Genomic DNA, 26,410 nt, shown 5'->3' on the forward strand with positions numbered 1-26,410 from the left:
ATGAAAGTGGCGCGTATCAGCATTCGATGATGTTGACCGCCAGACCGCCGCGGGCGGTCTCCTTGTATTTGCTTTTCATGTCGGCGCCGGTCTGGCGCATGGTGCGGATGACTTTGTCGAGGGAGACGAAGTGATGCCCGTCGCCGCGCATGGCCATGCGCACCGCGTTGATGGCTTTCACCGAGCCCATGGCGTTGCGCTCGATGCAGGGCACCTGGACGAGGCCACCGATGGGGTCGCAGGTCAGGCCGAGGTTGTGTTCCATGCCGATTTCGGCGGCGTTTTCCACTTGTTGCACGGTGCCGCCCAAGACTTCGCACAGTGCGCCGGCCGCCATGGAACAGGCCACGCCGACTTCGCCCTGGCAGCCGACTTCGGCGCCGGAGATGGAAGCGTTTTCCTTGTAGAGGATGCCAATGGCGGCGGCGGTCAGCAGGAACCGAACCACGCCATCTTCGTTGGCCCCGGGAATGAAGCGCATGTAGTAATGCAGTACGGCCGGAACGATGCCTGCCGCGCCGTTGGTAGGCGCGGTGACAACGCGTCCGCCGTAGGCGTTTTCTTCGTTGACGGCCAAGGCATACAGGTTGACCCAGTCGAGCACGGACAACGGATCACGCAATGCCGCTTCGGGATTCTTGCACAGCTGGCGATGCAGCGCGGCGGCCCGTCGCTTGACCTTCAGCCCGCCCGGCAGGATCCCTTCATTGCGACAGCCGGCCGCCACGCAATCCTGCATGACCTGCCAGATCTTCAGCAGGCCGGCGCGGGTTTCGGCTTCGGGGCGCCAGGCACTTTCGTTGGTCAGCATCACCTGGCTGATGGACAGGCCGTAAGTGGTGCAATGGGCGAGCAGGTCCTTGGCGCTCTTGAACGGGAAGGTCAGGGGCGTTGCGTCCTCGACGATACGGTCGGCACCGGCGGCGCCTTCGTCGACCACAAAACCGCCACCCACCGAGTAGTACTCGCGGCTGCGCACTTGCAGCCCGGCGGCGTCGAAGGCGCGGAAGATCATGCCGTTGGGGTGGAAGGCCAACGGTTTGCGAATCATCGCCAGGTGCAGCTTTTCGTTGAATTCGATGGGGTGTTCGCCGAGCAGGTTCAGGCGACCGCTGCTGCGAATCTCCTGGAGCCGGGTAGATACCGTTTCGGTGTCCACGGTATCCGGGTGCTCGCCTTCCAGGCCCAGCAGCACGGCCTTGTCACTGCCATGGCCCTTGCCAGTGGCACCGAGCGAACCATACAGCTCGACTTTGACGCTGGCAGTGGTCTTGAGCAGGTCATCACGGCGCAGCCCTTCGGCGAACCGGGCCGCGGCACGCATCGGGCCAACCGTGTGGGAGCTGGAAGGGCCGATGCCGATCTTGAACAGGTCGAACACGCTTAACGACATGGTGTTTCTCCGGTTTCTTTTTATGGGATCGACGGTTTACAAGGTTTGAAAACAGATTCCCTGTGGGAGCGAGCCTGCTCGCGAAGGCGGCGTGTCAGTTGACATCTGATTGGCTGACATGTCGCCTTCGCGAGCAGGCTCGCTCCCACAAGGGAAGTTCGGAGGACGGATGGACCGTCCCCCTTCACAGATCAAGCGTAGCTTTCGATCGACGGGCAGGCGCAGACCAGGTTGCGGTCGCCGAACACGTTGTCGACCCGGCCCACGGGCGGCCAGTACTTGCCTTCGATCAACGACGCCAGCGGGTACACGGCCTGTTCGCGGCTGTAGGGGTGAGTCCACTCGCCGACGAGTTCCGCCGCGGTGTGCGGGGCGTTTTTCAGTGGGTTGTCGTCCTTGTCGAGGCTGCCGTTCTCCACCGCGCGGATTTCTTCCCGGATGCAGATCATGGCGTCGCAGAAGCGGTCCAGTTCTTCCTTGGATTCGCTTTCGGTCGGCTCGATCATCAATGTGCCGGCTACCGGGAACGACATGGTCGGGGCGTGGAAGCCGAAGTCGATCAGGCGCTTGGCGACGTCATCGACGCTGATGCCGCTGCTGTCCTTGAGCGGACGCAAATCGAGGATGCATTCGTGGGCCACCAGGCCGTTGCTGCCGGAGTAGAGCACCGGGTAGTGCTCTTCCAGGCGACGGGCGATGTAGTTGGCGTTGAGGATCGCCAGTTGCGAGGCGCGCTTGAGGCCGGCGCCGCCCATCATGCGGATGTACATCCAGGTGATCGGCAAAATGCTCGCACTGCCGAACGGCGCCGCGCACACCGCGCCTTCCTTGCGCTCCATGTTCGCATGGCCGGGCAGGAACGGTGCCAGGTGCGACTTGACGCCGATCGGGCCGACGCCCGGGCCGCCACCGCCGTGAGGGATGCAGAAGGTCTTGTGCAGGTTCAGGTGCGACACGTCGCCGCCGAACTTGCCTGGAGCGCAGAGGCCGACCATGGCGTTCATGTTGGCGCCGTCGATGTATACCTGGCCGCCGTTGTCATGAATGATGCCGCAGATTTCGCGGATGCCTTCCTCGAACACGCCGTGGGTGGACGGGTAGGTGATCATCAGCGCGGCGAGGTGTTCGCGGTGCTCGATGGCCTTGGCGCGCAGGTCTTCGATGTCGACGTTGCCACGGGCATCGCACGCGGTCACGACCACGCGCATGCCGGCCATGTTGGCGGTGGCCGGGTTGGTGCCGTGGGCGGAGGACGGGATCAGGCAGATGTCGCGACGGTCTTCGCCACGGCTCTGGTGGTAGGCGCGGATTGCCAGCAGGCCAGCGTATTCACCTTGGGAACCGGCGTTGGGTTGCAGCGACACCGCGTCATAGCCGGTGGCGGCGCAGAGCATCGCTTCCAGCTCGTCGGTCAATTGCTGGTAGCCGGCGCTCTGCTCGGCCGGGGCGAACGGGTGCAGGGCACCGAATTCGGCCCAGGTCACCGGGATCATTTCGCTGGCGGCGTTGAGTTTCATCGTGCAGGAACCCAGCGGGATCATGGTGCGATCCAGGGCCAGGTCCTTGTCGGCGAGCTTGCGCAGGTAACGCATCAGCTCGGTTTCGGAATGGTAGCGGTTGAACACCGGGTGGCTGAGGATCGCCGATTGGCGCACCAGTTCGGCCGGGATGCGGCTTTGCACGCTGGCGGCGAGGGCGGCAAAGTCCGGCAGGGCCTTGCCGTCGGCCAACAGGCTCCACAATGCCTCGATATCAGCCTGGCTGGTGGTCTCGTCCAGGGACAGGCCCAGGCGTTCTGCATCCACCACGCGCAGGTTGATGCATTGGGCGTGGGCGTTGTCGTGCAGGGCAGCAGTCTGTGCGCCGGTGTGCAGGGTCAGGGTGTCGAAGAAGCTCTCTTGCTCGACGCTCAGGCCCAGCGCGCCCAGGCCCTTGGCGAGGATCGCGGTCAGGTGGTGGATGCGGTTGGCAATCTGCACCAGGCCTTTGGGGCCGTGATACACCGCGTACATGCTGGCGATGTTGGCGAGCAGTACCTGGGCGGTGCAGATGTTGCTGGTGGCTTTCTCGCGGCGGATGTGTTGCTCGCGGGTCTGCATCGCCAGGCGCAGGGCCGGCTTGCCGAAACGGTCTACGGAAACGCCGACCAGACGGCCCGGCATGTCGCGCTTGAACGCATCCTTGGTGGAGAAATACGCCGCGTGCGGGCCGCCGAAACCCAGTGGCACGCCAAAGCGCTGGGCGCTGCCGATGGCCACGTCTGCACCGAATTCACCGGGGGCGGTCAGCAGCGTCAGGGCCAGCAGGTCAGCCGCGACGGCCACCAGGGCATTGGCGGCGTGGAAGCGTTCGGTCAGCTCGCTATAGTCGAACAGATCACCGTTGCTGGCCGGGTATTGCAACAGTGCGCCAAAAAAGCCGCTGACGTCGCTCAGTTCGTGTTCATCACCGACCACCACGTCGATACCCAGGGGTTCGGCACGGGTGCGCAGCACGTCGAGGGTCTGCGGGTGGCAATGGCGAGAGGCGAAGAAGGCATTGCTGCCCTTGTTCTTGCTCAGGCGTTTGCAGAAGGTCATGGCTTCGGCAGCGGCGGTGGCTTCGTCGAGCAGCGAGGCGTTGGCGATCGGCAGGCCGGTGAGGTCGCTGATCAGGGTCTGGAAATTCAGCAGCGCTTCGAGACGGCCCTGGGAAATTTCCGGCTGGTACGGCGTGTAGGCGGTGTACCAGGCCGGGTTTTCCAGCAGGTTGCGCAGGATCGGCGCCGGGGTGTGGCAGTTGTAGTAACCCTGGCCGATGTAGGTCTTGAATAGCTGGTTCTTGCCGGCGATGGCCTTGATCGAGGCCAGTGCATCGGCTTCGCTCTGGCCGTCGCCCATGTCCAGCACGCTGGTGCCCTTGATGCTTTCCGGGATGACGCTGGCGCTCAGGGCTTCCAGGGAGTCGAAACCCAGGCGCTCGAGCATGGCTTGCTCGTCGCTGGCCCGAGGGCCGATATGGCGGGCGATGAATTCGTTGGCGGTGCCGAGATTTACGGTCATGTCGTGGCTCCTCAGGCTTCGGCGTTGGCTTTGATCAGGCGATCGTAGGCGTCTTGATCCAACAGCTTAGCCACTGCGTCGGCGTCGGTCGGTTTAAAGCGGAAGAACCAGCCGTCGCCCAGCGGATCTTCGTTGACCAGTTCCGGGCTGTCGCCGAGCTTGTCGTTCACTTCAAGTACTTCACCATCGAGGGGCATGTACACACCGCTGGCGGCTTTCACCGATTCAACCGTGGAGGCTTCGTCGCCCTTGGCGTAGGACTGCAATTCAGGCAGTTGCACAAAAACCACGTCGCCCAATGCGTTCTGCGCGAAGGCGGTAATGCCTACGGTGACGCTGCCGTCTGCTTCGGTGCGCAGCCATTCGTGATCTTCAGTAAAACGCAACTCGCTCATGGAAACTCCTGGGGCCAGATTTCGTCTGGTGGACGCGAAGAAAGGCGCGGGGCTTGGCCCGGCCGAATGGCTAAAGCCTTAGCAAGAACGTGGCCAATAATACAAAATTCGTTATTTATCAATAAGTTAAAGGATTTTCGCGCGGCGATAGTCTTCAGCGCTGTAGCGAAATCGCTACAGCACCTGGGCCAGATAAAATCGTTATGGGATCAGAGCCTTACGATGCGCAGGCTGACGGCGACTGTAGCGATATCGTTCCACTGTAGCGCTTTCAGTACAGTGGAGGTCGTTTTTAGATGTGCCGTCAGACCTTGTGGGAGCGAGCCTGCTCGCGAAAGCGGTGTATCAGTCATCATCCATGCGGGCTGACATACTGCTTTCGCGAGCAGGCTCGCTCCCACAGGGGGCAGGTGTCCACAGAGGGTGTGCCCACAAGGGATGTGGTGTGGCGGGTCTATGGCTTCCCGGAAATACCGTACTTGCGCAACCGATGGGCAATCGCGGTATGGGAGGTCTGCAGGCGGCTGGCCAACTGGCGAGTAGAGGGGTAGTTGGCATACAGCGATTCGAGCAATTGTTTCTCGAACGCTTCGACAGCTTGCTCCAGGCTTTCGACTTCCACATCGCCTTGGCGCGCCACGGAGGTGCCGGCGATGTCGAGGTCGCCGATGTCCACCAGGCTGCTCTCGCAGATGGCGGCGGCGCGGAAGATCACGTTCTGCAGCTGCCGAACGTTGCCCGGCCAGCGATTGCCCAGCAATGCCGGATACGTGCCGGGGGCCAGCCGGCAGACCGGGCGCTGGATCTGCGCGCAGGCCTGCTGCATGAAATAACGCGCCAGCAGCAGGATGTCCTGGCCGCGCTCACGCAGCGGCGGGACTTCGACGTTGAGCACGTTCAGGCGGTAGAACAAGTCTTCGCGGAACGAGCCTTCGCTGACCATTTTCTCCAGGTTGCGGTGGGTGGCGCTGAGGATTCGTACATTGACCTTGATCTCCCGATCGCCACCCACACGGCGAAAGCTGCCGTCATTGAGGAAACGCAGCAGCTTGGCTTGCAGGTACGGCGACATCTCGCCGATCTCATCGAGAAACACCGTGCCCTGGTTCGCCAGTTCCATCAGCCCCGGCTTGCCGCCGCGCTGGGCGCCGGTGAAGGCGCCGGGGGCATAGCCGAACAGTTCGCTTTCGGCGAGGTTCTCCGGCAGCGCGGCGCAGTTCAGAGCCAGGAATGGCGCGCCGTGGCGGGCGCTGATGGCGTGGCAGGCGCGGGCCACCAGTTCCTTGCCGGTACCGGTCTCGCCCTGGATCAGCAGCGGCGCATCCAGGGCCGCGACGCGCTGGGCCCGGGCCTTGAGCGTGCGGATCGCCGGGGATTCGCCCAGCAGCGCGTCGAAACCCTCGGCGTGGTCGTGATGCAGCGCCGACAGGCGTTCGCCGATGCGGTTTGGCTGATAAAGCGTCAGCAGCGCCCCGGCATCGGTGATGGGCGTGGCGTCCAGCAACAAGGTCTGGCCGTTGAGGGTGATTTCCCGCAGCGGCAAGCGAAAGCCGTTTTCCAGCAGGGCGTCGAGCAGCGCCGCGTCGCCGAACAGCTCGGCCACGCTTTCCCCGGCCGGTTCCCGACCGTACAAGGCGATCAGCGCGGGGTTGGCGAGCAGCACCTTGCCGGCGCTGTCGAGGGCCAGCACCGGGTCAGTCATGGCGGCGAGCAAGGCATCGAGCTGCAAGTGTCGGCGTTGCCCCGGGAGAATGTCCACCACGGTGACCGCCTGCACGCCGCGCACACTGAACAGTGCCTCGCGCAGTTCGTCGAGCACCTGCGGGCTGAGGGTCGGGGCATCGATGTAGACGTTGGGCGGCACCATCTCCACCGCATCCAGGTTCAAATTGCGCCCACCGAGCAAAGCCAGGACTTCTTGGGTGATGCCGACGCGGTCGATGAAACTGACGTGGATGCGCATGGGGCGGTTTCGGGTTCTGGATTACGAAGGGTGGCAAGTATGCCTTGGGCCGGGCTGTTGGTGAAATCCCGGTCATGCGTCGATTTCCATTGTGGGAGCGAGCCTGCTCGCGAAAGCAGTATGTCAGCCAGCATTGATGTTGACTGAGACACCGCTTTCGCGAGCAGGCTCGCTCCCACAGGCTCCCCACCGGGCTTATAGCCCGTCATCCCACTCAGGCGTCTCGGGAAACTTCAGCACCAGAAAATCCACCAGGCAACGCAGCGCCGGGGGCATGTGCTTGCGCGATGCATACACCGCATACATGTTCATCAGCCGCGGTTCGGCGTGGGCCAGCAGGCGCACCAGTTCACCACTGCGCAGATAAGGGCCGGCCTGGTAGCTGGGCAGCATCGCGACGCCAGCGCCGGCGATCGTTGCCTGGAGCAGCGTGCTGGCTTCGTTGGCGCTGATGTTGCCCTGCACCGGCACCGCGATCTGTTCGCCGTCCTGCTCGAAATGCCACAAGCTCTTGCCGACGTAGGAATGGGTCAGGCAGTTGTGTCGGCTCAAGTCCTCCACCCGTTGCGGTGTCGGCTGCTCGCGCAGGTAACGGGGCGAGGCGCAGATTACCGAGCGGCACACCGTGAGGCGCCGGGCGATCAGGTTGGGATCGAGATCGTTGCTCATGCGGATCGCCAGGTCGATGCGCTCATCTACCAGGTTCACCGTGCGATCGAGCATCTGCAGGTCGACGCTTACCCCCGGGTAGCGCTTGACGAACTCGGCCATGGCCGACGCCAGCTGGGACTGGCCGAACGACGGGCTGGCGGTGATGCGCAGCATGCCCCGGGGCGCGTCTTCCGGCGTGCTGACGGCGGCTTGAATGTCGCCGGACAGCTCGAGCATCTGTCGGCAGCGCGGCAGAATCTCCGAGCCGGCGGCCGTCAGGCTCAGTTTGCGCGTGGTGCGGTGCATGAGCCGAGCACCGACCCAGTCCTCCAGCTCCGCCAGGTAGCGCGACACCACCGGTCGCGACAGGTCCAGGTGCTCGGCCGCCGCCGATTGGCTGCCCAGGTCCACCACGGTTACGAACACCCGCATAGCTTGTAGACGATCCATGATTTGCCCGCTTTCAGAAACAAACTATGTCCCAGCATCGCATTTTTTGTAACGAGTCAGGCAACTAAGCTCTGTCCATTCCCTTGCGGACCCTTGGACGACGGAGCACAACATGACCGGATTCACCCCAATCAAACGCCTGCTGCTGGCGACCGCCGCCTTGGCCTTCACCGCCCAGGCCTGGGCGGGCGACTTGACGCTCGATGTCTATAACCCCGGCGCCGCGGCGATTTTCCCGGTGACTTCGGTTCTGGTCAGCGGCGACAAGGAGGCAATCCTGGTGGACGCCCAGTTTGGCAAGGCCCAGGCCGAGCAGGTCGTGGAGAAAATCCGCGCCAGCGGCAAACGGCTGACCACGATTTACATCAGCCACGGCGACCCGGACTACTATTTCGGCCTCGAAACCCTGACCTCAGCGTTCCCTGAAGCCAAGGTGCTCGCGTCGGCAGCGACCGTCGAGCACATCCAGCACACCGCCGACGGCAAGTTGAAATACTGGGGGCCGATCCTGAAGGCCGATGCACCGGCCAAGACGCTCGTGCCCCAGGTACTCAAGGGCGACAGCCTGACGCTGGAGGGCAAGCGCTTGCAGATCATCGGCCTCGACGGCCCGCAACCGGACCGCAGCTTTGTCTGGATTCCATCGATCAAGGCAGTGGTTGGCGGCGTGGTGGTGGCAGAAAACATTCACGTCTGGATGGCTGATACCCAGACGCCGCAATCCCACAAGGACTGGCTGGCGACGCTGGCGGGCATTGAAAAACTGCAACCGGCCACGGTGATCCCCGGCCATTACCTGGGTGAAAGTGCCCGCTCCCTGAAGCCGGTGCGCTTCACCGCCGACTACATCAAGGCCTTCGACGAGGAGACCGCCAAGGCCAAGGATTCCGCCGCGCTGATCGCCGCGATGAAACTACGCTATCCCAACCTGGGGGAGGACAGTTCGCTGGAACTCAGCGCCAAGGTCGCGAAGGGCGAGATGAAGTGGTGACCCTCAACCTTTGACCGGGGCTTTTGTGGCGAGGGAGCTTGCTCCCGCTGGGCTGCGCAGCAGCCCCAATAGCAACAAATGAGAAGTACCTGACACACCGCATGAGCCGTTTTTGCGACTGCTTCGCAGCCGAGCGGGAGCAAGCTCCCTCGCCACGTTGAAGTAATCCCTACGAATAACCATAGGAGAACACCATGAGCAAAATCGCAATCATTGGCGCCACCGGCCGGGCCGGCAGCCAGCTGTTGGAAGAGGCCCTGCGACGCGGCCACAGCGTGACGGCCATCGCCCGCAATACGACCAAGATCGGCGAGCGGGCCGGCGTGGTCAGCAAGCAACTGGACGTACTGGACAGCGAGGCGTTGACCGCAGCAGTCGCCGGCCATGACGTGGTAATCAGCGCCGCGCACTTTGCCACCGTGCCTGCCGATAAGGTCATCGCTCCGGTGAAAGCTGCCGGGGTCAAGCGTCTGCTGGTGGTGGGCGGTGCCGGTTCGTTGTTGCTGCCGGATGACAGCCGTGTGATCGACAGCGAGGGCTTCCCGGAGGAATACCTGGCCGAAGCCAGCGCCGGTGCATTGTTCCTCGACGTGTTGCGCAAGGAACAGGACCTGGATTGGACCTTCCTCTCGCCCTCGGCGGAGTTCGTCGAAACCGAGCGCACCGGGCATTTCCGTGTCGGCAAGGATCACTTGTTGTTCGACCAGGCCGGACGCAGTTGGATCAGCTTTGCCGATTACGCCATTGCGATGATCGATGAAATCGAAACGCCGCAGTTTTCACGGACGCGGTTTACCGTCGGCTATTGATCGCGGGGATCAGCCGTGAAGCCGCACCCAGACGCTGACCAGCACCGTCGCCGCCATCAGCCAGGCGACGGCTGCTACGGCCAATGAAGCTTCGAGGCGCATGCGGTCGACCATCACGTACAGCGTCGCAAGATAGACGAAGTACGGAATGATCGACCACATGCCGAACACGATGGTGGTCTTCAGGTCGTCCACCGAGCGGCCCTTGCCGACAATGTAGTGGGCGATCAGGGCGAACGTCGGAAACAGCGGCACCAGCCCGGCAATGTAATAATTCCTGGTCTTGGCGAGCATCGCCAGGATGACCACTACGGCTGCGCCAAGCGCCGCCTTGAAAATCAGATCCACAGGTTCGCGTCCCCGGTCAGTGGCTCAAGCCATATTTTTTGACTTTGTCGAACAGCGTGGTCTTGGCCATGCCCAGTTCCTGGCTGGCCTGGGTCAGGTTGCCGCCGCTGCGTTGCAATGCGTCCACCAGCAGGTTGCGCTCGAAGGCTTCCACTGCTTCGGCGAAAGCCAGGCCCTGGCTGCCCGCGCTCGCGCCGGACTTCTTGAAAGCCGGCAGGCCGAGGGCATAACGCTCGGCGACGTTGCGCAGTTCACGTACGTTGCCCGGCCAGTCGTGGCTCATCAGGTTCGACAGGGTCTGGTTGTCCAGCTCCGGCACCGTGCGGTCGAAGCGCAGGGACGATTGCTGGAGGAAATGCTCGAACAGTTGCAGGATGTCCTCGCGCCGTTCGCGCAGGGGCGGCAGTTCCAGGGTGACCACGTTGAGGCGGTAATACAGGTCGCTGCGGAACTGCCCGGCCCGGCCCATTTCGTCGAGGTCGGACTTGGTGGCGGCGATCACGCGACAATCCACGGCCACGCTCTGGTTCGAGCCCAGGCGCTCCAGGGTGCGTTCCTGCAACACCCGCAGCAGCTTGATCTGCAAGGGCAGGGGCATGCTTTCCACTTCATCGAGAAACAGCGTGCCGCCATCGGCGTGCTCGATCTTGCCGATCCGGCGTTTGCCCGCACCGGTGAAGGCGTTGGCCTCGTGACCGAAAATCTCGCTTTCGAACAGGTTTTCCGGCAGCCCCCCGCAGTTCAGCGCGACGAACTGTTTGTCGTGGCGTCGGCTGAAATCATGCAGGCAGCGGGCGACCAGCTCCTTGCCGGTACCGGTTTCGCCCTCGATCAATACGTTGGCCGAGGTGTCGGCGACGTTGGCGATCAGCGCTCGCAAATGCTGCATGGCCGGCGAGCGGCCAATGATCCGGCCTTCCAGCGAATCGCGTTCGGCCAGTTTCCTGCGCAGCGTTGAAACTTCCCGGGCCAGGCTGCGTTGCTCCAGGGCGCGGCGGGCAACGTCCACCAGGCGTTCGGGAGAGAAGGGTTTTTCCATGAAGTCATAGGCGCCTTTCTGCATGGCGCCGACGGCCATGGAGATATCGCCGTGGCCGGTGATCAACACCACTGGCAGGCTGCGGTCGCGGGCCTTGAGCCGGGTCAGCAGTTCCAGCCCATCGATGCCCGGCAGCCGGATGTCACTGATGACGATGCCGGCAAAATCATCGCCAACCCGTTCCAGGGCCTCTTCGGCGCTGCCCACGCCCACGCAGGGAATGTCTTCCAGGGTCAGGGCCTGTTGGCAGCCCAACAGGACATGGGGGTCGTCTTCGACGATCAGAACGCTCAGGTCGTTGTTCATAGCGGCTCGGCAGGTGAAAGGCTTACCAACGGTAAACTGAGGACAAACGTGGTGCCACCATCGTCCGGGTGCTCGACGCCCAGGTGCCCGCCCGCGGCGGCGCACAGGCTCGCCGAAAGCGTCAGGCCGAGACCCAGGCCTTGTTCGCCGGGCTTGGTGGTGAAGAAAGGTTCGAACAGATGCTTGCGTGCCTGTGGATCGATGCCGTGGCCGTTATCGCGCACCCGCAGGCGGTATTTGCCATCGCTGATCTCACCGGCGAGCCACAGTTTTGGCTCGGGTTGGACTTGCATCGCGTCCAGGGCGTTGCCAATCAGGTTCACCAGGATCTGCTCCAGGCGTGTCTGGTCGATTTGCAGTTGGACGTCTTCGAAAGCTGTCTGTGTCTGGACCCCAAGCTTTTCCAGACGCGCCCCGAGCAATTGCAGCGCGGCCTCGACGGCCTTGCCCAGGCTGGCCCGGCCCTTGTCGTCACCGCGCCGGGCAAAGGCACGCAGGCTGGCGGTGATCCGGCCCATGCGGTCGATCAGGTCGTTGATGGTCCTGAGGTTGGCGCTGGCAATGTCCAGCTGGCCGCGCTCCAGGAAGCGCACCGTGTTGCCGGACAACGTACGCAACGCAGCCAGCGGCTGGTTGAGTTCATGGGCGATGCTGGTGGACATCTGGCCGATGGCCGCCAGCTTGCCGGCCTGTACCAGTTCGTCCTGGGCGCGGCGCAGGGTCTCTTCCGCTTGCCGGCGTTCGCGGATCTGGCCTTTGAGCCGCTCGTTGCTGGCCCGCAGATCGGTGGTGCGTTCGGTAATCCGACGTTCGAGCTGGTTGTTGGCTTCCTGCAACGCTTCGCGGGCGGCGAGGCGGGTGGCAATCACCTTGCGCCGCTCGTTCCAGGCGATCAGCAGGAAGGCCACCAGGGCAAACGCCACGGCCACCAGGATGCCCTGGTTGATCGCTTGGCGGCGCAGGTCTTCAAGCGGGGTGAGCAAGGTGAAATTCCACGGCGTGTCGCTCAACGGCCGGGTTTGCGAGAGGTAGCTGGTGGCCTGCTGGTCGGCGGCGATTTCGGTATTGGCGGGGAAGGTCAGCTTCTCCATGCCTTCGGCCAGTTGCTCGCGGGCCAAGGGGATCAGTTCGTTCAGCGGGAACCAGTAGTATTGCAGGCTGCGGGCCAGGCGTTCCTTGGTTTCGTCGCTCAGCGGCCGTACGGACTTGAGCCGTCGCGCTGGATCGCTGGAGAGGATGATGATGCCGTTCTCGTCGCTGACGAAGGCTTCCAGGCGTGCTCGCTGCCAGCGTTCCTCCATGGCTTCGAGACGCACCTTGACCACGGCCACGCCGATGATCTTGCCTCTTTCTTCCAGCCCATGGGCCAGGTAGTAGCCCGGCTCGCCGTTGGTGCTGCCGATGCCGTAGAAGCGTCCCGGCTGGCCGCGAACGGCGTTCTGGAAGTAGGCGCGGAATGACAGGTCTTCGCCCAGGTAACTGTCGACGTCGCGCCAGTTGCTGGTGGCCATCACCCGGCCGGTGGTGTCCATGACATAGATGGCCCGGCTACGGCTGCGCCGATTCAGGCCCTCGAGGTACTCGTTGACGGTCTTGCGGTGCTCGGGTGTCGGGTCGTCGAGCAGTTTCGAGACGCTGGATTCAAGCTCCAGCAGGCTGGGCAGATAGGTGTATTTGCTGATCTCGCTTTCCACCGCCCGGGCATGCAGTTCCAGCTGGCGCTCGCCATTTTCGGCCAGGCCGCGAATGCCGTAGTGCTCGCTGATCCAGAAGCCGAGGTAACCCAGGCCGATCATCAGGGCAATGACCAGCGGCGGCAGGAACAGGTGGCGGATCAGGCGGGGTTTCACGGCGAGTGATGGCGGCGCGGCGCGATAGAGGGTGGGGTCGCATTTCATCACAGAAGCCTTGGGTCAACCAGTGAGGCGGCGATTGCCCTTCAAACGCGGTCCCGTGGCGAGGGAGCTTGCTCCCGCTCGGCTGCGAAGCAGTCGCAAAACGGCTAATGCGGTATGCCTGATACATCGCATTTGCCGGATTTGGGGCCGCTACGCGACCCAGCGGGAGCAAGCTCCCTCGCCACAAGGGCAAGCGCGTCTAAAGAAGGCGACGCTTAGTGCTGCAGGATTTTCTCAAGGAAATGCTGTGCGCGTTCGGAGCGGGCGCTGATGTCGCCGAAGAACTCTTCCTTCTCGCAATCCTCGATGATCTGGCCCTGGTCCATGAAGATCACCCGGTTCGCCACTTTGCGGGCGAAGCCCATTTCGTGGGTCACGCACATCATGGTCATGCCTTCGTGGGCCAGTTGCACCATCACGTCCAGCACTTCGTTGACCATTTCCGGGTCGAGGGCCGAGGTCGGTTCGTCGAACAGCATCACCACCGGGTCCATCGCCAGCGCACGGGCAATCGCCACACGCTGTTGCTGGCCGCCGGAAAGCTGGCCCGGGTGCTTGTGGGCATGGGCGGACAGGCCGACGCGCTCAAGCAGTTGCAGGCCTTTTTTGGTGGCTTCTTCCTTGCTGCGGCCCAGCACCTTGATCTGCGCGATGGTCAGGTTTTCGGTGATGGTCAGGTGCGGGAACAATTCGAAGTGCTGGAACACCATGCCCACCCGCGAACGCAGTTTCGGCAGATTGGTCTTCGGGTCGGCGATGGAGGTGCCATCGACCACGATGTCGCCTTTCTGGAACGGCTCCAGCGCGTTGACGCACTTGATCAGCGTGGACTTGCCCGAACCCGACGGCCCGCACACCACCACAACCTCACCCTTGCTGACCTCGGTGCTGCAATTGGTCAGTACCTGGAAGTCCCCATACCACTTGTTGATGTTCTTGATAGAGATCATACGGCGAACCTTTTTTGCAGACGCTTGACCAGCAGCGAGGCGGCAAAGCTGATTGTGAAGTACACGAGACCTGCGATGATCAGGAACTCATTGGAGCGGCCGATGATGTCGCCATTGGCCCGCGAAGCATTGAGGAAGTCCACCAGGCCGACGGTGTAGACCAGCGAGGTGTCCTGAAACAGGATGATGCTCTGTTGCAGCAACAGCGGGGTCATCTTGCGAAACGCCTGGGGCAGGATGATCAGGCGCATGACCTGGCCATAGTTCATGCCCAGTGCCTGTGCCGCGCCCATCTGGCCCTTGGGGATCGACTGCACGCCGGCCCGGACGATTTCGCAGAAGTAAGCCGCCTCGAACATCATGAACGCCACGACGCAAGAGCCGAACGCGCCGATCGGCGTGTCTTCACCGGTGATCCAGCGCAGCACGAACGGCACCGCCAGGTAGAACCAGGTGATGACCAGCAGCAACGGGATCGAGCGGAAATAGTTGACGTAGGCGCCAGCGATGTTGGAGACCAGCTTGTTGTGGGACAGGCGCATCAGCGCCAGGATCGTCCCCAGGATGATCCCGCCAACGACGCCCAGGGCCATCAGCTTGAGGGTCATCACCATGCCGTTCCACAAACCGGGAATGGCCGGGATGATGCCTGTGAAGTCGAATTCCATTATTTACCCCCCACGGAGATCAGGCCGGGCACCGCGACTTTCTTCTCGACCATGCGCATGAGCAGCATCAGGCTCATGTTCAGGGTGAAGTAGATCAGCGTCGCCAGGGTAAAGGCTTCGAACAGGTTGGCCGAGAACTCGGCGGTCTGCTTGGTCTGCGCGAGCAGCTCCATCAGGCCGATCAGCGAGGCCACGGAGGAGTTCTTGAAGACGTTGAGGAATTCCGAGGTAAGCGGCGGAATGATGATCCGGTAGGCCTGGGGCAGCAGCACGTTCCAGTAGATCTGTGGCAGCTTGAAGCCCATGGCGCGGGCGGCGGCTTCCTGGCCGCGTGGCAGCGCCTGGATGCCGGTGCGCACCTGCTCGCAAACCCGTGCGGCAGTGAACAGGCCCAGGCAGACGACGACGCTCAGGTAGGCCGAGGTGGTCGGGTTGAGGTCCTGCTTGTACCATTCCTGCATGTCGGCGGGCAGCAGGTCCGGCACCAGGAAGTACCAGATGAACAGCTGCACGAGCAGCGGCACATTACGAAAGAGTTCCACGTAGCAAGTCGCGATGCCCGACACCAGCCGGTTCGGCACGGTGCGCATCACACCCAGGATCGAGCCCAGCAGCAGGGCAATGATCCAGGCGACGACGGCGATGGCAATGGTCCAGCCCAGGCCGGCCACGTACCAGTCGAGATAGATCTCGCTGCCCACGCCGGTGGACTTGAAGAACACGCCCCAGTCCCAGTTGTAATTCATCAGGGTCTCCCCTCAGATCGATCGATGTACAAATATCTGCAGGGGGAAGTCCTTTCCCGCCCAATCTTGACGATCGGGCACACACTCTCGGCTCGACTCGCCGTTTCGAGTGTTTCCTTTGATTCCAGCAGGGAATGACACACTCCTGGAAGGGCCGGGCCCTTCCAGGAGGTAAGGTTAGTCAGAAATCAGGATTTCTTTTCGTCAGCCGCTTTGTCGGTCGGTTCTGCGATCAGTTTCTTGAGTTCGTCGCTCATCGGGAAATTGAGGTTCAGGCCTTTTGGCGGGATAGGTTGCATGAACCATTTTTCGTAGATCTTGTTGATCTCGCCCGACGCGTAGGTGGCCTTGATAGCGTCATCGACAACCTTTTTGAACGGCTCGTCGCCCTTGCGCACCATGCAGCCGTAGATTTCGTAGGATTGCGGAGTACCGGTGACGGCCCAGTCATCGGCCTTCTTGGCCTTGGCGGCTTCGCCGGCCAGCAGCGCGTCGTCCATCATGAACGCGACGGCACGACCCGATTCCAGCATCTGGAAGGACTCGCCGTGGTCCTTGGCCGAGATGACGTTCATGCCCATTTGCTTGTCGGCATTCATGGCCTTGAGCAGGCGCTCGGACGTGGTGCCGGCGGTGGTCACGACGTTCTTGCCCTTGAGGTCGTCGAAATCCTTGTACTTGGAGTCTTTCTTGGACAGCAGCTTGGTGCCGATCTCGAAGATGCCAACGGAGAAGGCGACTTGTTGCTGGCGCTCGACGTTGTTGGTGGTGGAGCCGCACTCCAGGTCCACGGTGCCGTTCTGTACCAGCGGGATACGGGTTTGCGAGGTGACCAGGTTGTACTTGACCTGCAGGTTCGGCACATCCAGCTCTTTTTTCAGGGCTTCGACGACTTTCAGCTGGATGTCGTGGGAGTAGCCGACCGGTTTGCCGGAAGCGTCCGCGATGTAGGAAAACGGAATGGAGGCGTCGCGGTGGCCGAGCGTAACGACGCCGGACTCTTTGATCTTTTTCAGTGTGCCGGTCAGTTCGGCGGCGAAGACCGGAGTGCTGATCAGAGCGGCAGCAACGGCTGCGCCCAGAAGATGGGGAACGATGCGCATCGATGTTTCCTCGACATTGTTTTTTTTGTATTCGGCCGGTTCACCGGCCCTGAGTGCTTCGAATGCCTGGAAGCTCCTGTTGTGTTGGCGTACAGGCGTTCGTCTCCACGAGTGTAGAGCATGACTCGTGCCAGGCCAGTGGCGATTGGTTAACACTATGTTTTTAAAAGAAATTAATGTTTTGTTTCAGGTTTTTGGCCGATTGTTTATCCGGTTTGCCGAACTGACCGTCGGGTCGTGTTCGGAAAACCGAATGGCTTGAGAACCCATCGACCCCTGTGGGAGCGAGCCTGCTCGCGAAGGCGGTCTCTCAGTTGCATCAGTTGTGAAGCGGATGGCCTCTTCGCGAGCAGGCTCGCTCCCACAGGGGAGTTGCGGTGCATTCCAGGCAATAAAAAGCCCCTGAATCGTAGGATTCAGGGGCTTTCTGGTTTCGCGGGTCGCACTCAGGCCGCTTCGATCTTGCGCCGGTTGTGCTCGACCTTGTCCAGATACGTGCGAAGCTTTTCCTGTTCAGCGGCGGTTGTGAACAAGCCCAGCTTGCTGCGACGCCAGAGAATATCCTCGGCGTCGATGGCCCACTCGTCGCTGCACAGATAGTCGACTTCCCGGGTATACAGGCCCGCGCCGATGTGCTCGCCCAGGTCGGCAAGGCTGTGGACGCCTTCGAGCATGCGCCAGGTGCGGCTGCCATAGGTAGTGGCCCAGCGGCGGGCGATATCGGTGGGCAGCCAGTCGAACTTGTCGCGGATTGCCGAGCACAGAGCCTGTGGCGTGGTCATGTTCTCGCCGCCGGGCAAGGTCTCCAGGGCCGTCCAGCTCGGGCGCATCTGGGTGAAGTACGGAGCCAGCTGGGCCATCGCCGACTCGGCAAGCTTGCGGTACGTGGTCAGTTTGCCGCCGAACACCGATAACAACGGAGCTTCCTGGCCACCGCCCGACAGCGCCAGGGTGTAGTCCCGGGTCACGGCGGAAGGGTTGTCGGATTCGTCGTTGCACAAAGGCCGGACACCGGAATAGCTGTGCAGAATGTCGTCGCGGCTGATCTGTTTCTTGAAGTGCGCATTGACGACCTTCAGCAGGTAGTCGGTTTCGCCCTCGGTAATTGCCACCTTGGCCGGATCGCCAGTGTATTCGCGGTCGGTCGTGCCTATCAGGGTGAATTGATTCAGATACGGGATGGTGAAGACGATGCGCTGGTCTTCGTTTTGAAGAATGTGCGCATGCTCGCCTTCGTAGAGTTTTGGCACGATCAGGTGGCTGCCCTGGATCAGACGGATGCCGTAGGGCGATTCCATCTTCAGGTCATCACGAATGAACTTGGCGACCCATGGGCCGGCGGCGTTCACCAGCGATTTGGCCAGGATTGAAAACAGGCTGCCGTCGGCACGTTCCAGGTTCAATTGCCACAGGCCTTTACTGCGCCGAGCGCTGACGCAACGGGTGCGGGTGTGGATATGCGCACCTTTTTCTCGCGCCGCCATGGCATTGAGCACCACCAGCCGGGCGTCATCGACCCAGCAATCGGAGTATTCGAAGCCTTTGGTGATCTCGCTTTTTAATGCGCTGTCGGCGCCAAATTTCAGACTCCGGGAGCCGGCGAGCTGCTCGCGCTTGCCCAGGTGATCATAAAGGAACAGGCCGGCGCGGATCATCCAGGCCGGACGCAGGTGCGGGCGATGGGGCAACACGAAGCGCATCTGCTTGACGATGTGCGGAGCCTTGGTCAGCAGCACTTCGCGTTCGGCGAGTGCTTCACGTACCAGGCGGAATTCGTAATGTTCGAGATAACGCAGGCCGCCATGGATCAGCTTGCTGCTGGCCGAAGAGGTGTGGCTGGCCAAATCGTCCTTTTCGCAAAGGAACACCGAAAGACCGCGACCGGCAGCATCCGCGGCGATCCCTACACCATTGATACCGCCACCGATGACGGCGACGTCATAGATTTCAGCGAGAGGGGGCATAGGCAAGGTGGAATTGGGCATCGGCTGGCCTCGGGTTCTTTTTTCGAAATATTTGAATTCGAACATAAATGTTCATTTGCGAAAATACTAGCCCATAAGCACAGCAACAGCCAGTCGAATCCGATTGAAAATACTGATCGAAGTACGCTGAAAGGAAAATTTTCGAACAAAAAGGAGTTGAGGAGGGCTTTTGTGGCGAGGGAGCTTGCTCCCGCTGGATGGCGAAGCCGTCCCAAGCAGGCCTGCGTTTTTCTTCAGGCTAACCCCATCAGGCCGATTTGCGACGGCTACGCCGCCGAGCGGGAGCAAGCTCCCTCGCCACAGGGGATCGGGGGTGAAGTCAGACCACTTCCAGGCGAATCTTGTGCTGGCTCAACAACTGCGCCAGGGCCGGCACCGGTTGTTGGTCGGTCACCAGGCAATCGATCAGGCTGATCGGGCCCAGGCGGACCATGGCGTTGCGGCCGAACTTGCTGGAATCCGCCGCCAGCAATACCTGCCGGGCGTTGGCGATGATGGCTTGGGAGACCCGGACCTCCTGGTAGTCAAAATCCAGCAGGCTGCCGTCCTCGTCGATCCCGCTGATGCCCACCAGGGCGAAGTCGACTTTGAACTGACTGATGAAATCGACGCTGGCCTGACCGACCACGCCGCCGTCACGGCGCACGTTGCCGCCGGCGATCAGGACTTCGAAATCATCCTTGGCACTGAGGATCGATGCCACGTGCAGGTTGTTGGTGATGACTTTCAAATGGTTGTGATTGAGCAGCGCCCGGGCGATGGATTCGGTGGTGGTACCGATATTGATGAACAGCGAGGCGTGGTCGGGAATCTGCGCAGCGATCGCTTCGGCGATGCGTTGCTTCTCATCGCGCATCTGATCGGCGCGCATGGCGTAGGCGGTGTTTTCCACGCTGGAATCGTAAGCGGCGCCGCCGTGGTAGCGGCGCAGCAGGTTCACTTCCGCCAGTTGATTGATGTCGCGGCGGATGGTCTGCGGGGTGACGACAAATAGCTGCGCCATTTCCTCGATGCTGACATAGCCGCGTTCGCGGACCAGTTCAAGGATTTGCTGCTGGCGGGGAGGCAGATTCATGGGGCTTCCTTTGGGCTGCCGTACAAAATTTGCCCATGATGCCGCAGGAATCCTTTCCCGACCAGTTTCAGATCCTCATCATCCTCGGCTCAGCTGTCATTCAGCGTCTTCGTGGGGTTCCCAATCGCGCGTGCGGCTGACGGCTTTTTTCCATCCTGCGTAGAGTTTTTCCTTGGCTTGCTCATCCAGCTGCGGTTCGAACTCGCGCTCGATGACCGCTTTGCCACGCAACTCTTCCAGGCTGCCCCAGAAACCGCATGCCAGGCCAGCCAGGTATGCCGCGCCGAGCGCAGTGGTTTCGCGCATTTTCGGGCGTTCGACCTGCGTGCCAAGAATGTCGGCCTGAAATTGCATGAGGAAATTGTTGGCCACGGCGCCACCGTCCACGCGCAAGGACTTGAGGCGTTCGCCGGCATCCTGTTGCATGGCGTCGAGTACGTCGCGGGTCTGGTAGGCGATGGATTCCAGCGCGGCCCGGATGATGTGATCGACACGCACGCCACGGGTCAGGCCGAACAGCGCGCCACGGGCGTAGGGGTCCCAGTACGGTGCGCCGAGGCCGGTGAAGGCTGGCACCAGGTAAACGCCGTTGCTGTCCTTGACCTTGTTGGCGAAATATTCGGTGTCGAGGGCGTCGTTGATGATTTTCAGTTCATCGCGCAGCCACTGGACGGTAGAGCCACCGTTGAACACGGCGCCTTCCAGGGCGTAGGCCACTTCGCCGCGAGGACCGCAGGCGATGGTGGTCAGCATGCCGTGGTTGGATTTGACGGCTTTGTTACCGGTGTTCATCAGCAGGAAGCAGCCGGTGCCATAGGTATTTTTCGCCTGGCCCGGTTCCACGCACATCTGGCCGAAGAGGGCGGCCTGTTGGTCGCCGGCGATGCCGCCAATAGCGATGCCGCTTTTGGTCCGGCCGTAGATTTCCGAGGATGATTTGACTTCCGGCAGCATCTCGCGAGGGATGTTGAGGATGTCGAGCATCTTCGCGTCCCACTCCAGCGTGTGGATGTTGAAGAGCATGGTGCGAGAGGCGTTGGTGTAGTCGGTGACGTGGACCTTGCCGCCGGTAAATTTCCAGATCAGCCAGCTGTCCACGGTGCCGAACAGCAATTCACCGTTGCGCGCGCGCTCGCGGCTGCCTTCGACGTTGTCGAGGATCCACTTGAGCTTGGTGCCGGAAAAGTAGGGGTCGGTCACCAGGCCAGTGGCTTCACTGATGTACTGCTCGTGGCCATCGCGCTTGAGTTGCTGGCAGATTTCGGTGCTGCGTCGACATTGCCAGACTACCGCGTTGTAAATGGGGCGGCCGGTGGACTTGTCCCAGACCACGGTGGTTTCGCGCTGGTTGGTAATGCCGATTGCGGCGACCTGGTCGTGATGCAAACCCGCTTGAGCCAAGGCTTCCACCATCACCGCGCTTTGCGTGGCAAAGATTTCCATGGGGTCATGCTCGACCCAGCCCGGTTGCGGATAGTGCTGGACGAATTCCCGTTGGGCGGTGCAGACCACGTTGGCGTCACGGTCGAAAATAATGGCGCGTGAGCTGGTCGTACCCTGGTCGAGGGCAATGATGTAGTTTTTGTTCTCTGAGTCAGTCATGTCGATTGCCTTGGGACGTGTGTTTGGGATGAAGCCATGGCGCATGCTTGAAGGGCAGTGGCATGCGCCCATTGTTTCAGGAAGTTCTTGGCTTGCCGTCAATGGCCGGTTCTGCATCCTTTGTAGCAGCCTTGGCACCCGGCAGGTGTCGGGCAATCAATCCGCGATACGCGGCAGCGCCCAGGCACGCACCCACTATCGGCGCGAAAATCGGAACCAGGAAGTAAGGGATGTCACGCCCGCCCGTGAGGGAAATTTCACCCCAGCCAGCGAAGAAAGTCATCAATTTTGGACCGAAGTCCCGCGCCGGGTTCATCGCGAAGCCTGTCAGCGGTCCCATCGAGCTGCCGATCACGGCGATCAGAAGGCCGATCAGCAGCGGCGCAAGCGCACCACGAGGCAGGCCATTGTTGTCGTCGGTCAGGGACATGATCACGCCCATCAGGATTGCAGTGATGATCACCTCCACCAGAAAGGCTTGGCCGGTGGAGAGCGCCGGGTGCGGGTAGGTGGAGAATACCGAAGCCAGTTCGAGGCTGGCTTGGGTGCCACGAATCATTTGCCGGGACTGTTCGAAATCGAAGAAAAGATTGCTGTACAGCGTGTAGACCAAGAGCGCGCCACAGAATGCCCCCGCCACCTGGCAGACAATATAGAAGGGCAATTTGCGTTTTTCGAAATCGGTAAAAATACACAGGGCGATGCTGACGGCGGGGTTGAGGTGGGCGCCGGAAATACCCGCGCTGAGGTAGATGGCCATGCTGACCCCGACACCCCAGATGATGCTGATTTCCCACAACCCGAAACTCGCGCCCGCGACCTTGAGCGCCGCGACGCAACCGGTACCGAAAAAAATCAGCAGGGCGGTACCGAGGAATTCGGCCAGGCATTGGCTGGAAAGGGTGGGCTGTTGTAAAGCGGTAGTCATGCAAACCTCGGTGTTTTTGTTCTTGTCTGGTGCCTTCGATAAACCTTGAAGACACATTCTTCGCCGAGACCAGGATCCCCATCCGGGTCTCGGGTGCTGCTTGAGACAGGTAAATCGGCTTTCAGTTTCGAAAAAATATAGACAAGAAACGCTGGTGTCAAAGGTCGAAAGTGAACCGTCGGTCATATTTGGATTATTCGTCACGTGAATGTTTCGCTGTGCTCCCTGCAGGGAGATCATCCCAGTAGGCTCACGACGCCTTTTCATTGCCGATCGCTTAGAATCCGCGCCACTCTTTTGCTTTTTCCTTGTCAGGAGCCGTCATGACCCCCGCATTGGACCTGCTTAAAAAAGTGCGCGCCGAACATCGCATCCACAGTTACGAACATGACCCGAAGGCTGCCTCCTATGGGCTGGAGGCGGCTGAAAAACTCGGTCTGGATCCGGCGCAGGTGTTCAAGACCCTGTTGGCGGCCAGCGAAAAAGGCGAATTGCTGGTGGCCGTGGTGCCGGTGGCCGGGAGCCTGGATCTGAAAGGCCTGGCTCATGCGGCCGGAGTGAAAAAAGTCGAGATGGCCGATCCGGCCGCCGCGCAGCGTTCGACCGGCTATTTGCTGGGCGGGATCAGCCCGCTGGGTCAGAAAAAGCGTCTTCGCACGTTTATCGACAATTCTGCGCAGCCGTTGGCCAGCATGTTCGTCAGCGCGGGGAGGCGCGGGCTGGAAGTGGAACTGGCGCCTGCGGTACTGGCGGAGCATACCGGAGCGATCTTTGCTGATATCGGGCGTGCCTGAGCCTGTTGGAGGCCGCTGCGCCCAAGCGGGAGCAGGCTCCCTCGCCAGAATGATTTGAATCTTCAAGATCGATTGGGCGTCAGATTTCATGTGCGCTGTAGGGTGAAAATTCTGCTGATCTGTCACTGGCTAAACGATGTCCGGGCAGCTCATGCTCGCGCATCCATAAAAAAGGAGAAGTGCCATGCAGCTCGCGTTTCATCAAGTCGATGCGTTCAGTGACCGGCCGTTTGGCGGTAACCCGGCGATGGTCTATCGGCTCGATGCCTGGCTTGCCGATGAACTGATGCAGAAAATTGCCGCCGAACACAACCTGGCCGAGACCGCTTTTCTGGTACGTGAGAATCAGCGTTGGCACATTCGCTGGTTCACGCCCACCACCGAAGTGCCGCTGTGTGGGCATGCGACATTGGCCAGCGCCCATGTCTTGTTCGAGGTCTACCACGAACCGGCCGAGCGACTCGACTTCATCTGCAAGTCCGCAGCGTTGAGTGTCACTCGTGAAGGCGATCGGTTGTGGTTGGATTTCCCGGCCATCGTGCCGACTGAGTTGGGCGCCTCCCTGGCGGTCCAGAGCGCCTTGGGTGTCGAGGCGGTGGATGTGCTCAGTTGCAACGAATTGTTCGTGGTGCTGGAGTCGGAGCAGGCAGTGCTCGATTGCAAGCCGGACATGGCGGCCCTGGCGAAGCTGCCGTGGCCGGGCGCGATCGTTACCGCACCGGGAAGCAAGCACGATTTTGTCTCGCGCTATTTTGCCCCGGCGATCGGCATCAACGAGGATCCGGTAACCGGATCGACTCATTGCAGCTTGATTCCATACTGGTCCAAACGCCTGAACAAACATGGCCTGACGGCCTATCAATGCTCGGCGAGGGGCGGGGCATTGTTTTGCCGATTGGAAGGTGAGCGGGTGAAGATTGGCGGGGATGCGACGTTGGTGGCTAGTGGTACGCTGACGCTGGGGTGAATCTGCACTCAAGCCAATGGATCAAATGTGGGAGCGAGCCTGCTCGCGATAGCGGTAGCTCAGCTTGCACCATCGCTGGATGTGCCTACGCCATCGCGAGCAGGCTCGCTCCCACAGAGGTTTGCATTCCTTCAGCTATTAGCTTGCAGCGCCATACCGCCGCACACCACTTTCCCCGATCGGCAAATGCGCCGCCGTGCTGCCCGATGCCTGGAACAGCACCAGGTGCTCAGCCGCCACGCGGATACCGACCGTAGCCCCGACCTGATGGTCGGCATGGCTTGGGAAAATCGATTCCAGTTGTGCGCCGGTCGGCAGTTGCAGGCGATACAGAGTTGAAGCACCGAGGAACGTCTTGCCAACGATAGTTGCCGTGAGCGGACTGTCCGGCGCGTGGACGATGTCGTCCGGGCGCAGCAGGACGTCTACGGCACTGCCGATGGGCCAGGTGTACGCCCGGTTGCCGCGCAGCATGCCCAGTTCGGTCTGCACCGATTCCGGGCTGTCGAGCTGACCGCGGATGAAGTAACCCTGGCCGATGAAACTGGCGACATAGGGCGTCAGAGGTTCGTGATACAGGTTGTAGGGCGTATCCCACTGTTCCAGGCGACCCTCTCTGAACACACCGACATGGTCACTCACCGCAAAGGCTTCTTCCTGGTCATGGGTGACCAGGATTGCGCTGGTGCCGCGGGCCTTGAGAATGTCCCGCACCTCATGGCTGAGCTTGCGTCGCAGCTCGCCGTCGAGGTTGGAGAACGGCTCGTCGAGTAACAGCAGTTGGGGTTCCGGTGCCAGTGCGCGGGCCAGCGCCACGCGCTGTTGCTGGCCTCCCGACAGCTCGTGGGGAAAACGCTTGCCCAGGCTTTTCAGGTTGACCAGCTCCAACAGTTCTTCGACCACGCGATCCTTGTCCGGATGTTTGCGGATGCCGAACGCAATATTTTCGGCGACGCTTAAATGCGGGAACAGCGCGTAGTCCTGGAACACCATGCCGATGCGGCGTTTTTCCGGAGCGAGGGTAAACCCCGCGCGGGAAATGGTTTCCCCAGCCAACTGGATCTCGCCTTCATGCACCGGTTCGAAACCGGCGATGGCCCGCAGGGTGGTGGTCTTGCCACACCCGGAAGAGCCGAGCAGGCAACCGATGTCACCAGCATTGAGGTGCAGGTTGAGGTTCTGGACGACCCGCTGGTCCTGATAACCGCAGGCCAGATTGTGCAGATTCAATAACAATGGAGCACTCATGCGTGGTGGTACGCCGGCTCGACGAGGAATTCAAGCAGGGCCTTCTGTGCATGGAGACGGTTTTCTGCCTGGTCCCACGCCACCGAGCGGGGATCATCGAGCAGGTCGAGACTGATTTCTTCGCCACGGTGGGCTGGCAGGCAATGCATGAACAGCACCTCGGCATCCGCGAGGTCGAGCAGTGCCCGATTGACCTGGAAGGGCGCAAACAACTCCAGGCGCTTGGCGGTTTCTTCTTCCTGGCCCATGGATGTCCAGACGTCGGTGCTCACCAGGTGCGCGCCGGCGACGGCCTGTTTCGGATCGCGCAGGATTGTCACCCGGTCGCCGGCCCTGGCGACGAATTGCGGGTTGGGTTCGTAGCCTTCAGGGCAGGCGATGCGCAACTGGAAGTCGAACTGGATCGCCGCTTCTATATAGCTGTTGCACATGTTGTTGCCATCGCCGATCCAGGCCACGGTCTTGCCCTGGATCGGGCCGCGATGTTCGAGGAAAGTCTGCATGTCGGCGAGCAACTGGCACGGGTGCAGATCGTCGGACAGGCCATTGATCACCGGCACGCGAGAATGCGCCGCGAACTGGGTCAGCGTGCTGTGGGCAAAAGTCCGGATCATCACCGCATCGAGCATGCTCGACATGACGATGGCGCAATCGCCAATGGGTTCGCCACGGCCCAGCTGGGTGTCACGGGGCGACAGGAAAATCGCCTGGCCGCCGAGCTGGATCATGCCGGCTTCGAAAGAAATGCGCGTGCGCGTGGAGGATTTCTCGAAGATCATCCCCAGCACACGGTTTTTCAAGGGCTCGAACAGTACGCCGCGCTTACGCAGGTCCTTGAGCTCCACGCCTCGACGGATCACGCCGAGCAACTCTTCGGGCGTGAAATCCATCAGGGAGAGAAAGTGCCTTGCGCTCATGATTGACTACCTTTTTGTAACTGACCGCAGATGCTCAAAGCCTTGTTTAATGGAAAAACGGGCGAGACCTGCGGCAAAAGCCGCACGGGGCGACGAAATTAGGGGAGGGCGCGATATTGACATTAAATGTCGCGTCTTACCAA

Annotated in this window: 22 protein-coding genes; 4 read left to right on the forward strand and 18 right to left on the reverse strand. The window is 61.4% G+C overall.

The features are described 5' to 3' along the window. Positions 1 to 16 precede the first annotated feature (16 nt). From J3P97_RS05575 to J3P97_RS05595, 5 genes are all read right to left on the reverse strand, one after another. On the reverse strand, positions 17 to 1,393 hold the full coding sequence (locus J3P97_RS05575; RefSeq protein ID WP_434569617.1) for an L-serine ammonia-lyase: 1,377 nt from the start codon (positions 1,391 to 1,393) through the stop codon (positions 17 to 19). A gap of 191 nt (positions 1,394 to 1,584) precedes the next feature. Then, complete coding sequence (gcvP, locus tag J3P97_RS05580) at positions 1,585 to 4,434, reverse strand: aminomethyl-transferring glycine dehydrogenase (RefSeq protein ID WP_434673651.1); 2,850 nt, start codon at positions 4,432 to 4,434, stop codon at positions 1,585 to 1,587. 11 nt (positions 4,435 to 4,445) lie between these two features. Further along, on the reverse strand, positions 4,446 to 4,829 hold the full coding sequence (gcvH, locus tag J3P97_RS05585) for a glycine cleavage system protein GcvH (protein WP_434561638.1): 384 nt from the start codon (positions 4,827 to 4,829) through the stop codon (positions 4,446 to 4,448). Positions 4,830 to 5,283: 454 nt separating this feature from the next. Continuing rightward, entirely contained in the window at positions 5,284 to 6,792 is a 1,509-nt protein-coding gene (locus tag J3P97_RS05590) for a sigma-54-dependent transcriptional regulator (protein WP_434602964.1), read from the reverse strand. Positions 6,793 to 6,987: 195 nt separating this feature from the next. Further along, entirely contained in the window at positions 6,988 to 7,893 is a 906-nt protein-coding gene (locus tag J3P97_RS05595; RefSeq protein WP_434673652.1) for a LysR family transcriptional regulator, read from the reverse strand. Between the two features lie 112 nt (positions 7,894 to 8,005). Here J3P97_RS05595 and J3P97_RS05600 point away from each other — a divergent pair, with 112 nt between their 5' ends. Together J3P97_RS05600 and J3P97_RS05605 are read left to right on the forward strand one after the other, a co-directional pair. Beyond that, positions 8,006 to 8,884, forward strand: a complete 879-nt coding sequence (locus J3P97_RS05600) for an MBL fold metallo-hydrolase (protein WP_434673653.1) — start codon at positions 8,006 to 8,008, stop codon at positions 8,882 to 8,884. 194 nt (positions 8,885 to 9,078) lie between these two features. Then, a complete protein-coding gene (locus tag J3P97_RS05605) occupies positions 9,079 to 9,693 on the forward strand; it encodes an NAD(P)-dependent oxidoreductase (RefSeq protein WP_434673654.1) in 615 nt (204 codons plus the stop codon). A gap of 9 nt (positions 9,694 to 9,702) precedes the next feature. On the opposite strand, the gene J3P97_RS05610 is transcribed toward J3P97_RS05605, so the two are convergent. From J3P97_RS05610 to J3P97_RS05660, 11 genes are all read right to left on the reverse strand, one after another. Beyond that, positions 9,703 to 10,032, reverse strand: a complete 330-nt coding sequence (locus J3P97_RS05610) for a GlpM family protein (RefSeq protein ID WP_187293334.1) — start codon at positions 10,030 to 10,032, stop codon at positions 9,703 to 9,705. Positions 10,033 to 10,057: 25 nt separating this feature from the next. Next, the gene (locus tag J3P97_RS05615) at positions 10,058 to 11,338 is read right to left on the reverse strand and encodes a sigma-54-dependent transcriptional regulator (protein ID WP_305501337.1); all 1,281 of its coding nucleotides are present in this window, start codon (positions 11,336 to 11,338) and stop codon (positions 10,058 to 10,060) included. 44 nt (positions 11,339 to 11,382) lie between these two features. Further along, positions 11,383 to 13,284 carry a sensor histidine kinase gene (locus J3P97_RS05620; RefSeq protein ID WP_434673655.1) on the reverse strand — a complete coding sequence of 634 codons (1,902 nt, stop codon included), beginning with the start codon at positions 13,282 to 13,284 and terminating at the stop codon, positions 11,383 to 11,385. A gap of 215 nt (positions 13,285 to 13,499) precedes the next feature. Then, positions 13,500 to 14,234: an amino acid ABC transporter ATP-binding protein gene (locus tag J3P97_RS05625; protein WP_014339893.1), complete on the reverse strand. Its 735-nt coding sequence runs from the start codon at positions 14,232 to 14,234 to the stop codon at positions 13,500 to 13,502. Continuing rightward, positions 14,231 to 14,902, reverse strand: coding sequence for an amino acid ABC transporter permease (locus J3P97_RS05630; RefSeq protein ID WP_014339892.1), 672 nt, complete (start codon positions 14,900 to 14,902; stop codon positions 14,231 to 14,233). Before J3P97_RS05630 ends, J3P97_RS05625 begins: the two co-directional genes overlap by 4 nt. Then, the gene (locus J3P97_RS05635) at positions 14,902 to 15,648 is read right to left on the reverse strand and encodes an amino acid ABC transporter permease (protein ID WP_434569610.1); all 747 of its coding nucleotides are present in this window, start codon (positions 15,646 to 15,648) and stop codon (positions 14,902 to 14,904) included. The genes J3P97_RS05630 and J3P97_RS05635 overlap by 1 nt, the downstream gene beginning before the upstream one ends. 188 nt (positions 15,649 to 15,836) lie before the next feature. Beyond that, complete coding sequence (locus J3P97_RS05640) at positions 15,837 to 16,751, reverse strand: glutamate/aspartate ABC transporter substrate-binding protein (RefSeq protein ID WP_434569609.1); 915 nt, start codon at positions 16,749 to 16,751, stop codon at positions 15,837 to 15,839. Positions 16,752 to 17,197: 446 nt separating this feature from the next. Beyond that, complete coding sequence (gene glpD, locus J3P97_RS05645; RefSeq protein ID WP_434673656.1) at positions 17,198 to 18,736, reverse strand: glycerol-3-phosphate dehydrogenase; 1,539 nt, start codon at positions 18,734 to 18,736, stop codon at positions 17,198 to 17,200. A gap of 319 nt (positions 18,737 to 19,055) precedes the next feature. Continuing rightward, positions 19,056 to 19,811 (reverse strand): DeoR/GlpR family transcriptional regulator, encoded by a 756-nt coding sequence (locus J3P97_RS05650; RefSeq protein WP_434569608.1) that lies wholly within the window; start codon positions 19,809 to 19,811, stop codon positions 19,056 to 19,058. A 96-nt stretch (positions 19,812 to 19,907) separates the two neighbouring features. Continuing rightward, positions 19,908 to 21,413: a glycerol kinase GlpK gene (gene glpK, locus J3P97_RS05655; RefSeq protein WP_305496365.1), complete on the reverse strand. Its 1,506-nt coding sequence runs from the start codon at positions 21,411 to 21,413 to the stop codon at positions 19,908 to 19,910. A 76-nt stretch (positions 21,414 to 21,489) separates the two neighbouring features. Next, on the reverse strand, positions 21,490 to 22,341 hold the full coding sequence (locus J3P97_RS05660) for an MIP/aquaporin family protein (protein ID WP_434602968.1): 852 nt from the start codon (positions 22,339 to 22,341) through the stop codon (positions 21,490 to 21,492). A gap of 323 nt (positions 22,342 to 22,664) precedes the next feature. Here J3P97_RS05660 and ybaK point away from each other — a divergent pair, with 323 nt between their 5' ends. Both ybaK and J3P97_RS05670 read left to right on the forward strand, forming a co-directional pair. Then, entirely contained in the window at positions 22,665 to 23,135 is a 471-nt protein-coding gene (ybaK, locus tag J3P97_RS05665) for a Cys-tRNA(Pro) deacylase (RefSeq protein ID WP_305496364.1), read from the forward strand. A gap of 184 nt (positions 23,136 to 23,319) precedes the next feature. Continuing rightward, entirely contained in the window at positions 23,320 to 24,102 is a 783-nt protein-coding gene (locus J3P97_RS05670; RefSeq protein WP_434673657.1) for a PhzF family phenazine biosynthesis protein, read from the forward strand. Between the two features lie 138 nt (positions 24,103 to 24,240). On the opposite strand, the gene J3P97_RS05675 is transcribed toward J3P97_RS05670, so the two are convergent. Beyond that, a complete protein-coding gene (locus tag J3P97_RS05675; protein WP_434673658.1) occupies positions 24,241 to 25,350 on the reverse strand; it encodes an ABC transporter ATP-binding protein in 1,110 nt (369 codons plus the stop codon). Continuing rightward, positions 25,347 to 26,267 (reverse strand): ornithine carbamoyltransferase, encoded by a 921-nt coding sequence (gene argF, locus J3P97_RS05680; RefSeq protein ID WP_305496361.1) that lies wholly within the window; start codon positions 26,265 to 26,267, stop codon positions 25,347 to 25,349. The genes J3P97_RS05675 and argF overlap by 4 nt, the downstream gene beginning before the upstream one ends. Positions 26,268 to 26,410 lie beyond the last annotated feature (143 nt).

The organism is Pseudomonas sp. R1-15, from assembly GCF_051132085.1.
Classification (GTDB): Bacteria; Pseudomonadota; Gammaproteobacteria; order Pseudomonadales; family Pseudomonadaceae; genus Aquipseudomonas.

Excerpts from the sequence above, each read along its gene's own strand:
- J3P97_RS05575 (WP_434569617.1), bottom strand. The coding sequence starts at position 1,393 with ATGTCGTTAAGCGTGTTCGACCTGTTCAAGATCGGCATCGGCCCTTCC.
- J3P97_RS05595 (WP_434673652.1), bottom strand. The coding sequence starts at position 7,893 with ATGGATCGTCTACAAGCTATGCGGGTGTTCGTAACCGTGGTGGACCTG.
- J3P97_RS05660 (WP_434602968.1), bottom strand. The coding sequence starts at position 22,341 with ATGACTACCGCTTTACAACAGCCCACCCTTTCCAGCCAATGCCTGGCC.
- argF (WP_305496361.1), bottom strand. The coding sequence starts at position 26,267 with ATGAGCGCAAGGCACTTTCTCTCCCTGATGGATTTCACGCCCGAAGAG.
- gcvP (WP_434673651.1), bottom strand. The coding sequence starts at position 4,434 with ATGACCGTAAATCTCGGCACCGCCAACGAATTCATCGCCCGCCATATC.
- glpK (WP_305496365.1), bottom strand. The coding sequence starts at position 21,413 with ATGACTGACTCAGAGAACAAAAACTACATCATTGCCCTCGACCAGGGT.
- J3P97_RS05630 (WP_014339892.1), bottom strand. The coding sequence starts at position 14,902 with ATGGAATTCGACTTCACAGGCATCATCCCGGCCATTCCCGGTTTGTGG.
- J3P97_RS05640 (WP_434569609.1), bottom strand. The coding sequence starts at position 16,751 with ATGCGCATCGTTCCCCATCTTCTGGGCGCAGCCGTTGCTGCCGCTCTG.
- J3P97_RS05590 (WP_434602964.1), bottom strand. The coding sequence starts at position 6,792 with ATGCGCATCCACGTCAGTTTCATCGACCGCGTCGGCATCACCCAAGAA.
- glpD (WP_434673656.1), bottom strand. The coding sequence starts at position 18,736 with ATGCCCAATTCCACCTTGCCTATGCCCCCTCTCGCTGAAATCTATGAC.
- J3P97_RS05675 (WP_434673658.1), bottom strand. The coding sequence starts at position 25,350 with ATGAGTGCTCCATTGTTATTGAATCTGCACAATCTGGCCTGCGGTTAT.
- gcvH (WP_434561638.1), bottom strand. The coding sequence starts at position 4,829 with ATGAGCGAGTTGCGTTTTACTGAAGATCACGAATGGCTGCGCACCGAA.
- J3P97_RS05625 (WP_014339893.1), bottom strand. The coding sequence starts at position 14,234 with ATGATCTCTATCAAGAACATCAACAAGTGGTATGGGGACTTCCAGGTA.
- J3P97_RS05670 (WP_434673657.1), top strand. The coding sequence starts at position 23,320 with ATGCAGCTCGCGTTTCATCAAGTCGATGCGTTCAGTGACCGGCCGTTT.
- J3P97_RS05650 (WP_434569608.1), bottom strand. The coding sequence starts at position 19,811 with ATGAATCTGCCTCCCCGCCAGCAGCAAATCCTTGAACTGGTCCGCGAA.
- J3P97_RS05620 (WP_434673655.1), bottom strand. The coding sequence starts at position 13,284 with ATGAAATGCGACCCCACCCTCTATCGCGCCGCGCCGCCATCACTCGCC.
- J3P97_RS05605 (WP_434673654.1), top strand. The coding sequence starts at position 9,079 with ATGAGCAAAATCGCAATCATTGGCGCCACCGGCCGGGCCGGCAGCCAG.
- J3P97_RS05635 (WP_434569610.1), bottom strand. The coding sequence starts at position 15,648 with ATGAATTACAACTGGGACTGGGGCGTGTTCTTCAAGTCCACCGGCGTG.
- ybaK (WP_305496364.1), top strand. The coding sequence starts at position 22,665 with ATGACCCCCGCATTGGACCTGCTTAAAAAAGTGCGCGCCGAACATCGC.
- J3P97_RS05600 (WP_434673653.1), top strand. The coding sequence starts at position 8,006 with ATGACCGGATTCACCCCAATCAAACGCCTGCTGCTGGCGACCGCCGCC.